The sequence below is a fragment of the bacterium genome (assembly GCA_029210545.1).
Lineage (GTDB): Bacteria > BMS3Abin14 > BMS3Abin14 > BMS3Abin14 > BMS3Abin14 > JARGFV01.
In genome coordinates this window covers 1-15,387 of sequence record JARGFV010000025.1, presented here as the reverse complement: position 1 = coordinate 15,387, position 15,387 = coordinate 1, and the positions used below count along the sequence as shown (strand labels likewise).

Below are 15,387 nucleotides of genomic sequence, written 5' to 3'. Positions count from 1 at the left end.
GGGCAGGGAAAAGGGAAAAGCGAGTCTCAGACACAGACTCGGTCTGAGAATCTTGTGCAATGGTGCACCGGTGCACATGTGCGCAGATTTTCCTGGATCTTGGATCTGATCTGGGATCTGGAACGAGATATCAGGAGAGTTTTCAAAAACAGCCTTTGAAGGAGTAAAAAAACAGATGAATTCGTTCAAAACTGTTTTTTCATACCTGCGTCCAATCACGCTGAGAACCCGTATGCTCCTGCTGGTGACGGTGCTCATCGTATTCATGCTCGGCTTCATTGGCATGGTCTTTTCGAACTCCATCGCCCAGATATTGGAAGAGCAGATCGGTGAACGGGCCCTTCAGGTGGCCCAGTCCGTATCCCGTATCCCGGAGATCCGTCACGGGCTTGTGGCGGGAGATCCTCAAGGCCGGATCCAGGTGATCGCTGAGGAGATACGCAAGCTCACCGGAGCCGAGTTCGTCGTTGTGGGAGATGTGGATGGACGCCGCTACTCTCATCCCAATCCGGACCGCCTCGGAAAATTAATGGTCGGAGGAGATAATGCTCCGGCCCTCGAAGAAGGACGGTCCTATACATCCAGGGCGGTGGGTACTCTCGGGCCTTCACTCAGGGGAAAAACACCGGTACTTGATGATGAGGGCAATATCGTTGGGATAATATCAGTGGGGTATCTTATCGCGGATATCAAGGACATTGTCAGGGTTCATCAGTCCAGTGTGACCTCCTACATCGTGCTGTTTATCATATTGGGGATCATCGGCGCCGGGTTTATTGCCGGGGATATAAAAAAGGCCATTTTCGGACTGGAACCAGAGGAGATCGCCCGGTTATACACCGAGCGCACAGCTGTCCTTGAATCGATCCGGGAAGGGATCATCGCGATCGACACTGACTGTATTATCACCATGGCCAACAAGGCATCGCTCAGGAACCTGGGGTATGAAAACCCCGATGGCGTGGTTGGAAAAAGAATCGAGGAGCTTTTCCCCCGGACCGGGATGAGGGATGTCCTCGCCACGGGAGAGCCGATCCTCGACCGGGAGGTGACAGTAAACGGACAGGAAATGATATTAAATATTCTGCCTATCATCCGCGGCAGATCGGCGGTTGGGGCGGTCGCCACATTCCGTCCCAAGGACGAGATCGACATGCTGGTAAGAGAATTGTCCCATGTCCGTGGGTACGCGGAGATGTTGAGGGCGCAGACCCACGAATATTCCAACAAGCTTCACACCTTAGCGGGACTCATGCAGATAGAAGCTTACAAGGAGGCACTTGATCTTGTTGCCCGGGAGGCTTCCGGTTACCAGAATATAATCCGTTTCCTCGTATCGGCGGTACCTGATCCCCTTTTGTCCGCCATCGTGCTTGGTAAATACAACCGGGCCCAGGAACTCAGGATCCGTTTCTCTGTTGACGAAGAGAGCAGCCTGTCCGATATCCCTGAAGAGATCAGCCGTGACCAGATAATCACTATTATCGGCAACCTCCTGGATAACGCTTTGGAAGCTGTTCTGGACTCCGGGAAGCAGGACGGGGAAGTGAGAATGTCCATGACCGACCTGGGTGATGATATTATCATCGAGGTCGAGGATTCCGGTGCCGGGATCGCTGAGGGGTACGAGATGGAGATCTTCCAGAGAGGTAACACATCCAAAAATAAGCCTCACGGCGGGCTGGGTCTTTTCCTGGTCAACCAGGCGCTGGAAGACCTCGGTGGTCATGTAACTATCGGTTCCAGTGAACTTGGAGGCGCCATGTTCACGGTGATCATTCCCAAGGAGACAGGTTCATGAGCGGCGATGCTGTCCGGGTGCTGATCATAGAGGATGACGAGAGGATATCCGAAATACACCGGAGGCTCACAGAAAAGGTGCCCGGATTTGAAGTGGTCGGAATGGCACACAACCTGGCCCACGGCCAGGAAATGTGCGAAGTGCTTGAACCGGACCTTCTCCTTCTCGATCTCTACTTTCCTGATGGTTACGGGATCGATCTTCTCAAAGCCCTGCGGGGTCGCATGCAGGAGGTGGACCTGATACTCATCACGGCGGCCAGGGAAGTGGGGCCTCTTAAAGAGGCGCTGCGTGGTGGTGTGTTTGACTACATACTGAAACCTGTGATCTTTTCCAGGTTCCAGGAGTCCCTGGAGAAATACCTGCAGTATCGAAGCCGCTTGGCAGAGGAGAAAGAACTGCAGCAGCAGGAGGTGGACCATCTGATGGGTTCACCGCGACGCAGCAAGACAATATCCGATGAGCTTCCAAAAGGTATCGATCCCCTTACCCTCAAGAAGGTACTGGGGGTGTTCATCAACGCTCCCGAAGAAGGTCTCGGTGCCGAGGAGGTTGGTTCGATCCTGGGCGTCAGCAGGACCACTGCTCGCAGGTACCTGGAATATATGGTTTCCGGTGGTCTGCTGGTGGCGGATCTTGTGTACCGCAAGATCGGCCGGCCCGAGAGGAAGTATTTCCCGCATCGAAGGCAGGTTTAGACCCGATGGTGTAATACGGGTCAGGAGAATAGATAGGAAATATAGATGATGTAGGCTGCAAGCAGGAGGAACCCTTCAAACCGGTTCACCACTCCGTTGCCCGACCGCCCGAAGGGATAAAAAATCGGCCAAAGTGCCAGTGTCAAGACCATCATTACCGGGAAATCTCTCACCAAGGCGGTTTTGTGGACGGTCATCGGGTGGATAGCTGCCGGGATACCGATGATGGCCAGGCAGTTGAAGATGTTAGAGCCGACAATGTTTCCCACAGCGATATCATCTTCGCCCTTCATGGCACCGGCCATGGTAGTGGCCAACTCAGGCAGACTGGTACCCAGGGCCACAAGGGACAGGCCTATCACCAGCTCAGGAACACCGAATGCGTGAGCGATACCTACGCCTCCCCATACCAGTAAACGGCTGCCAGCAATAAGCGCGACCACACCTGCCACCACCGCGGTCAGGCTGCCTGTTGATGTCCCATGATATCCCTCGACCATCTGGGCTGCTTCCGTGAACACAGGATCGGAACTGTCTGTTTTTGCCGAGCGTCCCATCCACACCAGGAACAACATCAACCCGGTGATCAGGACAAGACCCTCGAATCTGTTTATCTCCCCGCTGGCGGCTGTAAGCCAGAACCCCCCCGAAATTATTATCAGCAGGGGAAGTTCCCTGGCCAGTAGCCTTGAATGGATGGCTAGGGGTCTCACCAAGGCGGTTGTGCCCAGAATGAGGGCGATGTTGCTGATATTGCTTCCCACCACGTTGCCGACGGCGACATCCGGGAGGTCGCTCAAGGTTGCGGTGAGTGTCACCAGCAGTTCAGGCAGGGATGTTCCCAGTGATACGAGGGTGAGGCCGATGAATAGAGGTGAAATCCCGAGACGTGCAGCCAGGGATGATGCACCATCGACGAAACGATCAGCGCCCCAGGCGAGCCCTATGATGCCTCCCAAAAGCCCCATGGTGTAAAAGGTCACGCCGGTTCTCTCCGTTGGGATGTTGGATAGGTCCGGTTCACTGTTTCAGGATAAAATGCGCGATGAACGGGGCTCCCAGAAGAACGAGGATCACCCGGATGAAGTGGAACATTACCACCACCCCGGCCTGGGCTCCTTCGCTTGCGGAAATGACGGACATCCCCATGAGGCCGCCTGGTGTGAGGCTGTACATGGCTACTCTCGGTTCCAGTATTCCCAGGACCGTGAAGATCTTGGCCAGGACAAAACCCACAACCAGGTAAAATACAGCGCCTCCCACGGCCCACGGCAGAAGAGGTTTGAAGGTCCTGGCCAAATGAGGGTTAAAGGAATTGGCAACCAGTACGCCGGCCAGCACCTGGGCAGCAAGGTTGACCGCAGGGGGAAGATCAACACTCTGAACAGCAAAGGTCCGGTACACAACGCACGCCAGCATCGCCCCTATGAAGGCGCCTCCGGGTATATGAAGCCTGAAAGCGAGAAACCCGCCGATCGTCGCCCAAACCAGCAAAATCAACAGTCCCATGCCTGTCTCCCGCGAAAATTCGATCACAGTTCGTCTTCCCCCGTTACTGCCTGTTCTTTCAACTGACCCAATCTGCGGAAAATGAGGGGAGCGAACAGGCTGACGGCGGCCATTATCCATAGGATGATGGAGATGGGATTTGTAAAGAGATATCCCCAGTCACCATCACTAAGCGCCATTGCTCGCCTCAGGTTTTTCTCCATTAACTCACCCAGTACCAACCCCAGGATGACCGGAGCCAGCGGGAAGTCCATTTTGCGCATGATGTAGCCCAGGAGACCGAACCCGGCCATGAGCAGCAGATCGAAGGGACTGTTATTCACCGAGTAAACCCCGATGAAGCTTATTATCGTCACCACGGGGAGCAGGACCCACCGCGGAATCAGCAGTATCTTGGTAAAAAGCCCGACCAACGGCAGGTTCAGGATAAGGAGCATGACGTTACCAACGTACATGGACGCCACCAGGCCCCAAACGACTTTGGGGTGCTGCTGGAACATCATCGGACCGGGAGTAACGTTCATCCCCATGAGCGCTCCCAGGAGGATGGCGGTGGTGCCGCTTCCCGGTACACCGAGTGTCAGCAGCGGTATGAGTGCTCCACCCGCGGCTGCGTTGTTGGCGGCTTCCGGGGCGGCCACTCCCCGGATATCGCCCTTACCGAATGTATCATCCTTGTTGGAAATCCTCTTTTCAAAGGTGTAGGAAATGAAACTTGCGATGGAAGCTCCGGCGCCGGGAAGCACACCAATAAAAAACCCCAACATGCTGCCGCGCATGATCGCTCCGGCGGAGAAGATCAGTTCCTTGAACGATATAAATACCCTGTCGACCTTGGCCTGCACGGCCGTTCCCACATGGGTCTCCTCCAGGAGAACCAGGACTTCGCTGATAGCGAACAGGCCGATGGCAACCACCAGGAAGTCCATCCCGTCGTAGAGCTTGAGCTGTCCGAAGGTGTAGCGTGGTACCGCGCTGCCGGTATCCATACCCACGGTTGCCAGCGTGAGGCCGAAACAGGTTGCTATCAGTGCTTTAATCAGACTACGCCCGGCCAGGCTCGATATCATTGAAAAAGCGAATACCATGAGCGCCAGGTATTCAGCCGGACCGAATCTGATGGCCCAGGACGCCAGGTAGGGTCCGAAGAACATGAGGCCCATCACGGAAATGGTACCGGCCACGAAGGAGCCGATGGCGGCCACTGCCAGTGCCGGTCCGGCACGACCCTGACGGGCCATCTGGTAGCCGTCCAGGGTGGTTACCACCGAGGCGGTCTCACCCGGGACGTTGAGGAGGATGCTGGTCGTCGATCCCCCGTACATGGCCCCGTAATAAATCCCCGCAAGCAGGATCATGGCTGATTCTGGCGGAAGTTTCAGGGCATAGGTCAGGGGCACCAGGATGGCCACGCCGGTAATGGGGCCGATCCCGGGCAGGACACCGATAATAGTACCCATCAGCGCTCCGGCAAAAGCCAGCCCGAGGTTCAAAGGCATCAGGGCCACTGAAAAGCCCTGAGCAAGGGATTGAAAAACACTCATCTAGCCTCCAAATATCTTGCCGAACGGCAGGGGTATACTCAGGATGAAGACGAAAAGGGTGTAAAGTACGAGGCTGGTAACGATAGCTGCTACCAGCCCCTTTGATGCCTTTCCATCGAACATGACGGCAAGAAAAGTGATCTCCAGAGTTGTGGACACCAGGAACCCCAGGGGAACCAGGGCGTAAGCGTAGATGACGAAACTTGCCAGCACCAGTGCCTTTCTCAGCCACACTTTCCTGTCTGGCCAATCCGGATCTTCATCCGGACGGGCAATGAGAAAGACACTGAAAACGAGCGTCATGCCGGCGATAATAAGAGGAAAAGCCTTGGGACCAATGGGGTCCGACATAAAGGGTATTTTGAACTGGAAAGCCATGTAAGCGTAGATCAGGGTCATGACCAACAGGATCAACCCTGCAAGCTTGTCAGTTCTGCGTTTCTTCCCTTCAGAGAACATTGTCCTCCTGCCAATTCTGCTACTTGGTTACCATCTTGGTAAGCGCCTTGATTTCCTCGACCTGGGCGTTCACAAACGCCTCAAAATCCTTGCCGCCGCTCCAGAAGGGCGCCACCCCATTCTGCTTGCGTTTTTCGGCCCATTCCTTGGATTTCTCCATCTTCTCCAGAGCCTTCAGCCAGTAGTTATACGCATCGTCAGAAGTACCGCTGGGCATGTAGAAACCCCGCCAGACTACCCACTTGGCGTCGAACCCTTCTTCCTTGGCTGTCGGGATGCTGCTCAGGTCATCGGGAAGCCGCTCGTCGCCGAGCACTGCAAGCACTCGTACTTTGCCTGCTTCCAGCTGCGGTTTTACCTCGGAGATGTCCCCCGGGAAGACCTGGATGAACCCGCCCAGAAGCGACGTCATGGCCTCGCCGCCGCCATCGAAAGGAACGTACTTGACACTCATGGGATCGATCCCCGCAGCCTTGGCGAGGATGAGGATCTTCATGTGATCCTGGCCGCCCACTGCGCTGCCGCCGCCAGTGGCTGCTATTTTGGGGTTCTTTTTCCAGGATTCGATGAGGTCCTTGAGGGTTTTGAAAGGTGAATCGGCATTAACGGCAATGACACCGTAATCAGCACCGATCGCCCCGATCCACCGGACGTCCTTGGCAGTAAAATTGCCATACTGGTTCTGAGCCAGGCGGGTGGTAGTTGAACGACTGGCGGCGACAAGGACGTTATCCTCGCCTATACGCTCATTGACCACGTGGGCATAGGCGACTCCTCCGCCCCCTCCCGGCATGTTGATCGTTTGTACCGGTTTGGAAACCAGTCCCAGACCGTTAAGGAGCTGGCCTCCGGCTCGACAGGTAAAGTCCCAGCCGCCCCCCGGGTTGGCAGGAGCGATGCAGGTGACCTTGCCCGGCTCGAAAGCCATAACCGGTACGGCCATTGCCACGATCATCGCCGTTGCCAATGCTGCTGTCTGAATCCATTTTCCCTTCATTCCATCCTCCTTTTGAAACGGGTTAACTGCCTCCCCCAGGTGATCCACCTGACCTTTTACAGGCGACTGCCGGGCGGACAGGGTTCACCGGAATGAAATAATGTACGCGAAATAGATGTTCCTTCAGTACTACTATGACAACCAGGACTGCGTGTAAATAAACGGGAACTAAAGGGTGTTTAATTCATTCTGGGATTTGTGAGCATTGTGTTCACGGGGGAGGGAGCTGTGAGATCCCTCCCTGGCAGCGTGTCGGAAAACCATGACACGCTGCTAGCCCGGACTATTCACGAGGTTCTTTTCCGTTCTGGCTGCGTTGCTGTGTCGTTCGCTTGTGCGGAATACTAAAGCATGCCTCCGCGCTCACTCCACAGTCGCCTTGCCGGAACGAACAACTCCTCTCGTGACTATGTCCGGGCAACCCCGCATAATTCATGATGTTTATCGTGCCATTCCCATTTATCCATATTTGCCACACAGTTAGCTGACATCTCATCACCATCATGAATAATGCGGGCTAGAAGGACCTCCGGGGAGTGATTTCACAAAGAGGTGAAAAGGGGAAAAGGAGAAAGGGAAAGGCGTCGTTTTCCCTTTCCTTACAGATCAATGACTTACGGTGCGAGTCATTGATCCGGGCGCCCCGCGCGGGGCGCGTTGATGGACTTTTTGCGAGTCCATCAAGACTTCCATGATGATAAAAACGGCGGACAAGTGGTTGTTGCCTGTGAGGAGGTGAGCTGCCTTTCCTCTTCTCCTTTTCTCCTCTTCTCCTCTTCCGGATTCGACTCTACCTACCCGACTTCGTTGAACGGTCTCACCCGAAACCCCGCCCCCATGCCCTGTGCGATCTTCCTGCACTTCTCCACGTTAACGTCCGGATGGTCCACTACCGTGAGAACCGTTTTGAGGCCCGCAGCCACGCACTTTTTCGAAAAATCCAGCACGGACTCGTAGGGGGCCGGGCCAACGGTCGGGCGGCACAGCTTTTCGAAGGTGGCGGCGTCGTGGGCGTTGAGGCTGATGGAAACGGTATCGATGGCGTAGGTCAGATCCGGTACGATGTTCTGCCTGTGGTAGAGGTTGCCGAGGCCGTTGGTGTTCAGGCGGACCCTGACGTCCGGTCTGATCTCCTTGATCCTCGAGGCCACAGTGGTGATCTCGGCAAGTTTCAAGGTGGGTTCGCCGTAGCCGCAGAAAACCACCTCGGACCTGTCCCTCCACCCTTCTTTTTCCAGGGCGTCGAGCATCTCTTCCACCGTGGGGTCCCTGTCCAGACGCAGGTTGTGGCCCTTGACGACGGGGTTGGTGCTCCTCTGGCAGAAGGTGCAGGCACTGGTGCAGCTTCCCGTAACGTTGAGGTACACGGAATCCCGGATGGTGTACGCTGCGCCGGAGCTTTCAACCTTCAAGGGAAGCCGGAAAAAGTCGATGGCGTTCCAGGTGGTAACCCTGGCCACATCGTCGATGGAAAGGCCCTTGACAGCAGCGATCTTCCCGGCCACCAGGTGGACGTAGGCAGGTTCATTGCGCTTGCCGCGCATGGGATGTGGAGTGAGGTAGGGACAGTCTGTCTCCACCATCATGCGCTCCAGCGGCACCGCTGACAGGACCTCCTCGACCCACCTCGCGTTTTTTCTGCCCTCGTAGGTAATGGTCCCCGTGAAAGACAGGTAAAGGCCCATCTCCAGGAAGGCCCGGGCGTCTTCAACGCTTCCGGAAAAACAGTGGACCTGGCCGCCCCGCTCCGGTATCCCCTCTTCATTGAGGATCTCCAGGGCCCTCGCGTAGGCGTCCCGCACGTGGATAACCACCGGCAGGTCCGCCTTTTTAGCAAGGGCCAGGTGCAGCCGGAACGACTCTTCCTGCAGGTCCCTGGGAGAACGATCCCGGAAAAAGTCCAGACCCGTTTCTCCCACCCCCACCACCATTTTGCGTTCGGCAAGTTTTTCCAGCTCAGCCATGGCGAACTCATCCACGTCGGCTGCGTCATGGGGGTGAATGCCTGCAACCGCCGAGACTTCGCTGTACTTTTCAGCGATCTTCATGGCCCTGCGGCTTTCAGCCAGGGTAGAGCCCACGGTCACGATGTGGGTAACCCCCGCCGTGTGGGCCCGCTCGAGAACCAGTTCCAGATCCCCCTTGAACTGGCGCATTTCAAGGTGGGCATGGGCGTCGATAAGGTGGGTCATCAGGTGAGGAGTCCTTTCGAATCGCTATCAAACTATTGCTCAAAGCTTTTAGTATCGCCGGAAAACTCCCACCGGGGCTGGCATGGAAATTCCCGTGCGTGCGTTCGTGCGTGGAGCGTGAGGGCGAATGACCGCTTGAATTGACGCGATTACGGACATACGCATCTACTCACGTACGTCATTTAATACGCACTCCCGCCTTCACCTCTTTATCAAAGGTTACCAGGGCGAGGCCGTTCTCGTCGTGGGCGGCCAGGAGCATCCCGTTGGATTCCACGCCCATGAGCTTTGCGGGAGCCAGGTTGCCAACGACGGCTATTGTCCGGCCCACCAGCTCCTCGGGCTCATAATATTCGGCGATACCCGCCACGATCTGGCGTTTCTCCCCCGTGTCCACGATGATCTTCACCAGCTTCTTGGACTTGGGAACCTTTTCCGCCTCAAGGACCTTGCCGGTGAGAAGCTCGATCTTCGCGAAATCATCGAAAGTGATGACGTTCTCCACACTCTTCTCCCTGGCTTTAGGTTCTTTCCCCTTTTCTCCTTTTCCCCTCTTCTCCTCTTCGGAGATCTCTTCGATTCGCGGGAAAAGAGCAGGTCCCCGGAAGGTCCTTGTGCCCCCGGGGAGGGCTCCCCACGATGCAAGGGAGGCAAGGGTCTGCAGCTCCTTCTTCTGGGCGATCCCGATCTGCCTGAACATTTTCTGGCCCGTCTCGGGCATGAAGGGGGTGATCATGACGGCCACCTGCCGGATGGCCTCGAAGAGGGAGTACATCACCGAGTCGAGCAGGGTGTCTTTATGCTCCTTGTGCAGGGTCCACGGGGCGGCGGAATCGATGTACTTGTTGGCGGCGCTGATAAACTCCCAGATGGTTTTCAAGGCCCTGTCGAAGGCCAGGCTCTCCATCTGTTCGGCAAGCTCGCCCACGGTCTTCACGGCTGAATCCATGAGGCCTTTTGTGAGGTCACCGGTCTCCCCGGTACCCGGTACGGGAGGGATGACGCCGTCACGGTATTTTTCCAGCATGCCCAGGGAGCGTTGAAGCAGGTTGCCGAGGTCGTTGGCGAGGTCCGAGTTGATCCGGCCGATGAGTGCGGAGTGGGAAAAATCGCCATCCAGGCCGAAGGGCACTTCACGCAGGAGAAAGTAGCGGATGGCATCGGCGCCGTACTTGTCCAGGAGCAGGTTCGGTTCCACCACGTTCCCGACGGACTTGGACATCTTTTTCCCCTCCACGGTCCACCAGCCGTGGGCGAACACCCGCTTCGGGGGCGCAAGCCCCTCGCCCCGGAGCATGGTGGGCCAGTAGATGGTGTGGGTAGTGAGGATGTCCTTTCCGATGAGGTGGGTACAGTTCTCCCAGAATTCGGCGAACCTTACGTTGTCTAAAGTATATCCCGGGGAGGTGACGTAGTTGATCAGGGCATCGAACCACACATAGGTCACGTACTCTTTATCGAAGGGGATCTCGATACCCCAACGCAGCCTGCTCCTGGGGCGGCTGACGCAAAGGTCCTCCAGCGGTTTCCTGAGGAACCCCAGCATTTCGTTCCGCCGCGACTCCGGCCGGATGAAGTTCTCGTTGTCCTCGATGTGCTTGATCAGCCACTCCTGGTACTTGCTCATTTTAAAGAAGTAGTTGCTCTCCTCGATCTGCACGACCGGCCGGCCGCAATCCGGGCAGTTGCCCTCGGAAAGGTCTTTCTCGGTCCAGAACCGTTCGTCAGGGACGCAGTACCAGCCGGAGTAAGAACTTTTGTAGATATCGCCGCTGTCGTAGAGCTTCTGAAGGAAATGCTGAACAACCAGCGTGTGGCGCTCCTCGGTAGTCCGGATAAAATCATCGTTGGAGATGCTATAACGCCTCCAGAGATCCTTGAACCTCACCACCATCTCGTCGCAGTGCTCCTGGGGCTTTTTCCCGCGTTCCTTCGCCGCCTGCTCCACCTTCTGCCCGTGTTCGTCGGTGCCCGTCAGGAACATGACCTCGCGTCCCGCCGATCTCATGTAGCGGGAAATGACGTCAGCCGCCACGGTGGTGTAAACGTGCCCGATATGGGGGACATCGTTGACGTAATAGATGGGTGTGGTCACGTAGAAAGTCTTGTCGCTCATTTGAGTTTCTCCCGCAGTTCGTCGATATCCATCACGATGTTCTTTTTCTCTTCCGGCAGGTCGATGGTGACGGTCCGCGCGAAGATGTCCACCGAACGGACTTTCCCGGTCCCCTCGGGCAGGTTCACCTTCTTGCCGATCTTGGGAACACCCCTGGAAGCTTCCTTGTACATGTCATACTCGTAGTTGAGACAGCACAGAAGACGGCCGCATCCGCCGGATATTTTGTTGGGGTTCAATATCACGTTCTGCTCCTTGGCCATTTTCACCGAGATGGGAGCGAACTCCTTGAGAAAAGTGCTGCAGCAAAAAGCCATGCCGCACGGACCGATGCCGCCCAGGAGGCGGGCCTCGTCCCGGATCCCGATCTGGCGCATCTCGATGCGAGTGGAAAACTCCCGGGCCAGGATCCTGACCAGTTCGCGGAAATCCACTCTTTTTTCAGCCGTGAAAAAGAAGATCGCCTTGGAGCGGTCCAGGAGAAACTCGACCTGCACGAGGCGCATGGGGATCTCCCAGTCCTCGACAGTCCTGGTGCAGAACTCCAAAGCCTTTTTCTCCAGTTCCCTGTTCTCTACATCCCTGGCGACCTCTTCGGGGTTGGCCTTGCGAAGGATCTTCAGGTTCCTGCATCCGCGGTATTCGAGGGTGACCGGGGGCTCCATGACAACCCCGATATTTTTCCCATGTTCGGTCTGGACCACCACTTCGTCGCCGAGATTCAAGGTGTGCTCCCCGGCGTTGAAATGGGCGGTACGGTTCTGCCCCCGGATCCCAACAAGGACGGTGCGGATGCCAGCAGGAAAATCCGACGGGTCGGCTTCCAGGTCCGCGTGCGGATCGGCATCGGCCTCCTGCGTTCCTTCATCAGCGTCCATGTCCTGGATCCCGGGGTCTGGCGTATCCGGGTCTGATAATTCCGACGGGATTTCCGGAACAGGGTCGGGGGCCTGGAAATCCCCGGCCTGGGGGGCCTCGGTCTGGAGATCCTCGCTCCGGTCGAGCCCCGGGTCGGAATCCCCGGGAGACGTAACCTCCGGTTCGGGCTGATCGCTCTCCGGCGGTTTTTGAGTCAAATCACTGTTATCGTCATATTTTTCCATTTATGTTCTCTCTTGGGTTAGGCTGGCGTCGGTGCCGCGCGGCGGCGCACCTTCAAAAGCAGTGTGTCGAGGGTTAACTGTACGTTTGTATTGGCGTCCAGCGCCTGCCTGGCGTCCTCCACCGATTCGAGGACCTCGGCGAGGGCGCCGCTCCCGAGACGGTCGGCCCCCTCCTTCAAGCGGTCGAGGTGGGCCATGTGGATGACCTGCTCTTCCGGAGCCCCTTCGGACAGGATCATCATGTCCCTGTACCACTGCGACATGAACTCGAGGACTCCCATGGCGTCTTTGCGGTTCTTGCCCCAGCGCTGGGAAAGGTCGAGAAGCTGACCCGCCCCGAAATCGTGAAGGGATGACAGCGGTCCAAACTCCTCGGCCAGGCTTTCCAGAGCGCCGCTGGCGTGATAGTGCAAGGCCCGTTCAACACTCCCCTTGGCCATGGCTGCCAGAAGGGCCGCGTCAACATGGTCGATCCCCTGGCCGACGAGGATCTCCTCGAGGAGCTTCCGCGGCAGGGGGTTAAAGACGAGGGTCTGACACCTTGAGGAAATGGTGGGCAGTACCGAATCCCGATCCGGGGCGATGAGGACAAAATGTGAAGTCTCGGGCGGCTCCTCCAGGGTTTTCAAAAAGGCGTTGGACGCGTTGGCGTTCATGGTATTGGCGTCGTCCACGATAAATGTGGAGGTGCCGCCGATCATCGGTTTCAGGTAGGCCTTGGCGAGGATCTCTTCCCTTACCTGCTCGATGACGATCCAGCGCTTTCCCTTTTCAGGGACGATGATATGAAGATCAGGATGGTTTCCGGCAGCGTAAAGCCGGCACGACGCGCAGGCGCCGCAGGCGATGGGGCCGGCCTCGCAGTTAAGACTGGCAGCGAGGGCCACGGCTGCTGTCAGACGACCGCATCCGGGAGGTCCTGTGAACAGGTACGCGGTGGGCACACGTCCTCTTTCCAGGCTCCTTTGAAGAATGGTCACTGCCCCGCACTGGGCCTTGAGGAGTTCAAAACGCACGGGGAAACCTCCTCGCCAATTCGTCGGTCACCATTTCGGCCAGGTTCCCCGGCTCCAGGGTGGCGTCCAGCACAAGGAACCGGTCCGGTTCTTCCCTGGCCAGATCGAGATAACCGTCCCGGACCCTCTGGTGAAACGCCGTTTCCTCCTCGTCGATCCTGGATTCGGAGGGACCGCATGAGCCCTCGTTACGGGACCTGGCCCGCCCGAGCCCCTCTCCCACAGTGAGGTCAAGGAGGACCGTCAGGTCAGGTGCCGTTTCGCCCCGGGCCTGGCTGTCCACCGACGCGATAACCTCCAGGGGGAGCCCCCTGCCATAACCCTGGTAGGCGACAGTTGCGTCCGAGAAACGGTCGCACAGGACGATACTGTCGTGGTCGAGAGCTGGACGGATGACTTCGGCAACGTGCTGGGCACGGTCGGCAGCGAACAGCATGAGCTCGGCTGTGGATGAGATCTGAGCGGCTGACGGGTCGAGAAGGACACGCCGCAGGGATAAGCCCAACGGCGTACCGCCAGGCTCCCGGGTCAGAACGCAGTTCCTGCCGTTCCGGCCCAGGGACCGGGCCACGAGCTCCATGAGGGTCGTCTTTCCCGAGCCCTCGATGCCCTCGAATGTGATAAATATTCCGCGCATTACGCGGTTTCCCCGCGGTGAGTATCCAGTAGCCAGTAGCCAGTAGCCAGTGAAACCGCAGAGCTTCTGAATAGTCCGCAATTTACAGGGCCTTCTACTGATTTCTGATTACTGATTACTGATTTCCGTATCATTTGCTGCCACATTCAGATGGATCGCCCTTGATCTTCTCGATGAGATGCTCGAGAAAACCGAACAAAACCTCCATGTTCTCCATGACCGCCCTGGGACTTCCCGGGAGGTTGACGATGAGGGTCTGTCCCCTGACACCAGTAAGGCCCCGGGTCAGCACGGATGTGGGTACTCGATCCCGGACGGCCGCCCTCATGGCTTCAGGGATCCCCGGGATCTCGAAATCGAGAACCTTCCGGGTTGCCTCAGGCGTCCGATCCCTCGGAGCGGGGCCTGTCCCTCCTGTAGTGATGATGAGGTCCAGGCCGTCCTCGTCGCACCACCGCCGGAGGGTCTCGACGATAAGGGGTTCTTCATCCGGGATGATCCCGGACTGTTCCCAGACGATATCGAACTCAGGCCTGGCATCCATGATCCTGACGATGGACGGCCCGCTCAGATCCTCGTATTCCCCCCGGGATGACCGGTCGCTGAGTGTCAGAACGCCGGCCCTAACCTTCATCACCGTCCTCCACAAAAGAGATCGGATCACCTTCCCGGATGGTGCCGCCCGTCAGCACCTTCACGAAGATCCCTTCGCGGGGCATGACACAATCACCGGCCTGTTGGTAGATGGCGCAACGGTTGTGGCATTCCTTGCCGATCTGTGTCACCTCCACCAGGGCCTCGTCACCGAGCAACAGGCGACGCCCCACCGGGAGGGACACCAGGTCCACACCTTCGGTAGTGATGTTCTCGGCAAAATCGCCAGGACCTACAGTCAGACCCTTGGCGATCATCTTCTCGATACTTTCCCTGGCGAGGAGGCTCACCTGGCGATGCCACTGTCCGGCGTGGGCGTCGCTTTCGATACCGTGGTCCGGACGAAGCACGGCCGAAAGCACGTTGTCCTTACGAACCCCCTTGGTCTCGCTTGTGGAGATGGCATGGATACGCATGATGTATTCCTTCTATTGACAGGGTCGCGAAAAGTCCAGGCGGGACTTTTCGCTCCACGGAAAGGGAAAAGTGTGGTTTTCCCTTTCCTCACGGATCTCGACATTATTTCCGATCATCGATCCGGGCGCCCCACCCGGGGCGCGTTGATGACTTTTAAAAAGCCATCAATTGACAGGGTCGCGAAAAGTCCAGGCGGGACTTTTCGCTCCACGGAAAGGGAAAAGTGTGGTTTTCCCTTTCCTCA

14 protein-coding genes are annotated in these 15,387 nt (G+C 57.2%); 2 read left to right on the top strand and 12 right to left on the bottom strand.

Going from position 1 to position 15,387, the window contains the following annotated elements; translation table 11 throughout:
* Positions 1 to 175: 175 nt before the first annotated feature.
* Entirely contained in the window at positions 176 to 1,801 is a 1,626-nt protein-coding gene (locus P1S46_04315) for a sensor histidine kinase (protein ID MDF1535712.1), read from the top strand.
* Positions 1,798 to 2,499 (top strand): response regulator, encoded by a 702-nt coding sequence (locus tag P1S46_04310; protein ID MDF1535711.1) that lies wholly within the window; start codon positions 1,798 to 1,800, stop codon positions 2,497 to 2,499. Before P1S46_04315 ends, P1S46_04310 begins: the two co-directional genes overlap by 4 nt.
* 20 nt (positions 2,500 to 2,519) lie before the next feature.
* On the opposite strand, the gene P1S46_04305 is transcribed toward P1S46_04310, so the two are convergent.
* The 12 genes from P1S46_04305 to P1S46_04250 form a co-directional block, all read right to left on the bottom strand.
* Positions 2,520 to 3,482, bottom strand: a complete 963-nt coding sequence (locus P1S46_04305; GenBank protein MDF1535710.1) for a calcium/sodium antiporter — start codon at positions 3,480 to 3,482, stop codon at positions 2,520 to 2,522.
* 37 nt (positions 3,483 to 3,519) lie between these two features.
* Positions 3,520 to 4,128 carry an AbrB family transcriptional regulator gene (locus P1S46_04300; protein MDF1535709.1) on the bottom strand — a complete coding sequence of 203 codons (609 nt, stop codon included), beginning with the start codon at positions 4,126 to 4,128 and terminating at the stop codon, positions 3,520 to 3,522.
* Complete coding sequence (locus P1S46_04295) at positions 4,032 to 5,552, bottom strand: tripartite tricarboxylate transporter permease (GenBank protein ID MDF1535708.1); 1,521 nt, start codon at positions 5,550 to 5,552, stop codon at positions 4,032 to 4,034. The genes P1S46_04300 and P1S46_04295 overlap by 97 nt, the downstream gene beginning before the upstream one ends.
* Complete coding sequence (locus P1S46_04290; protein ID MDF1535707.1) at positions 5,553 to 6,011, bottom strand: tripartite tricarboxylate transporter TctB family protein; 459 nt, start codon at positions 6,009 to 6,011, stop codon at positions 5,553 to 5,555.
* 19 nt (positions 6,012 to 6,030) lie between these two features.
* Positions 6,031 to 7,008 (bottom strand): tripartite tricarboxylate transporter substrate-binding protein, encoded by a 978-nt coding sequence (locus tag P1S46_04285; GenBank protein MDF1535706.1) that lies wholly within the window; start codon positions 7,006 to 7,008, stop codon positions 6,031 to 6,033.
* 794 nt (positions 7,009 to 7,802) lie between these two features.
* The gene (locus P1S46_04280; GenBank protein MDF1535705.1) at positions 7,803 to 9,200 is read right to left on the bottom strand and encodes a YchF/TatD family DNA exonuclease; all 1,398 of its coding nucleotides are present in this window, start codon (positions 9,198 to 9,200) and stop codon (positions 7,803 to 7,805) included.
* A 178-nt stretch (positions 9,201 to 9,378) separates the two neighbouring features.
* A complete protein-coding gene (gene metG / locus P1S46_04275; protein ID MDF1535704.1) occupies positions 9,379 to 11,316 on the bottom strand; it encodes a methionine--tRNA ligase in 1,938 nt (645 codons plus the stop codon).
* Positions 11,313 to 12,419: a regulatory iron-sulfur-containing complex subunit RicT gene (ricT, locus tag P1S46_04270; GenBank protein MDF1535703.1), complete on the bottom strand. Its 1,107-nt coding sequence runs from the start codon at positions 12,417 to 12,419 to the stop codon at positions 11,313 to 11,315. Before ricT ends, metG begins: the two co-directional genes overlap by 4 nt.
* 17 nt (positions 12,420 to 12,436) lie before the next feature.
* On the bottom strand, positions 12,437 to 13,435 hold the full coding sequence (gene holB / locus P1S46_04265; GenBank protein ID MDF1535702.1) for a DNA polymerase III subunit delta': 999 nt from the start codon (positions 13,433 to 13,435) through the stop codon (positions 12,437 to 12,439).
* Positions 13,425 to 14,072, bottom strand: a complete 648-nt coding sequence (tmk, locus tag P1S46_04260; GenBank protein ID MDF1535701.1) for a dTMP kinase — start codon at positions 14,070 to 14,072, stop codon at positions 13,425 to 13,427. Before tmk ends, holB begins: the two co-directional genes overlap by 11 nt.
* 130 nt (positions 14,073 to 14,202) lie before the next feature.
* A complete protein-coding gene (locus P1S46_04255) occupies positions 14,203 to 14,706 on the bottom strand; it encodes a MogA/MoaB family molybdenum cofactor biosynthesis protein (protein ID MDF1535700.1) in 504 nt (167 codons plus the stop codon).
* The gene (locus P1S46_04250; protein ID MDF1535699.1) at positions 14,696 to 15,145 is read right to left on the bottom strand and encodes an MOSC domain-containing protein; all 450 of its coding nucleotides are present in this window, start codon (positions 15,143 to 15,145) and stop codon (positions 14,696 to 14,698) included. Before P1S46_04250 ends, P1S46_04255 begins: the two co-directional genes overlap by 11 nt.
* Between the last annotated feature and the right edge of the window lie 242 nt (positions 15,146 to 15,387).

Bases quoted from the DNA above. Each gene is read 5' to 3' on its own strand.
- P1S46_04315 (MDF1535712.1), top strand. From the start codon at position 176: ATGAATTCGTTCAAAACTGTTTTTTCATACCTGCGTCCAATCACGCTG.
- P1S46_04310 (MDF1535711.1), top strand. From the start codon at position 1,798: ATGAGCGGCGATGCTGTCCGGGTGCTGATCATAGAGGATGACGAGAGG.
- P1S46_04300 (MDF1535709.1), bottom strand. From the start codon at position 4,128: ATGGATAATGGCCGCCGTCAGCCTGTTCGCTCCCCTCATTTTCCGCAG.
- P1S46_04295 (MDF1535708.1), bottom strand. From the start codon at position 5,552: ATGAGTGTTTTTCAATCCCTTGCTCAGGGCTTTTCAGTGGCCCTGATG.
- P1S46_04290 (MDF1535707.1), bottom strand. From the start codon at position 6,011: ATGTTCTCTGAAGGGAAGAAACGCAGAACTGACAAGCTTGCAGGGTTG.
- P1S46_04285 (MDF1535706.1), bottom strand. From the start codon at position 7,008: ATGAAGGGAAAATGGATTCAGACAGCAGCATTGGCAACGGCGATGATC.
- P1S46_04280 (MDF1535705.1), bottom strand. From the start codon at position 9,200: ATGACCCACCTTATCGACGCCCATGCCCACCTTGAAATGCGCCAGTTC.
- metG (MDF1535704.1), bottom strand. From the start codon at position 11,316: ATGAGCGACAAGACTTTCTACGTGACCACACCCATCTATTACGTCAAC.
- ricT (MDF1535703.1), bottom strand. From the start codon at position 12,419: ATGGAAAAATATGACGATAACAGTGATTTGACTCAAAAACCGCCGGAG.
- tmk (MDF1535701.1), bottom strand. From the start codon at position 14,072: ATGCGCGGAATATTTATCACATTCGAGGGCATCGAGGGCTCGGGAAAG.
- P1S46_04255 (MDF1535700.1), bottom strand. From the start codon at position 14,706: ATGAAGGTTAGGGCCGGCGTTCTGACACTCAGCGACCGGTCATCCCGG.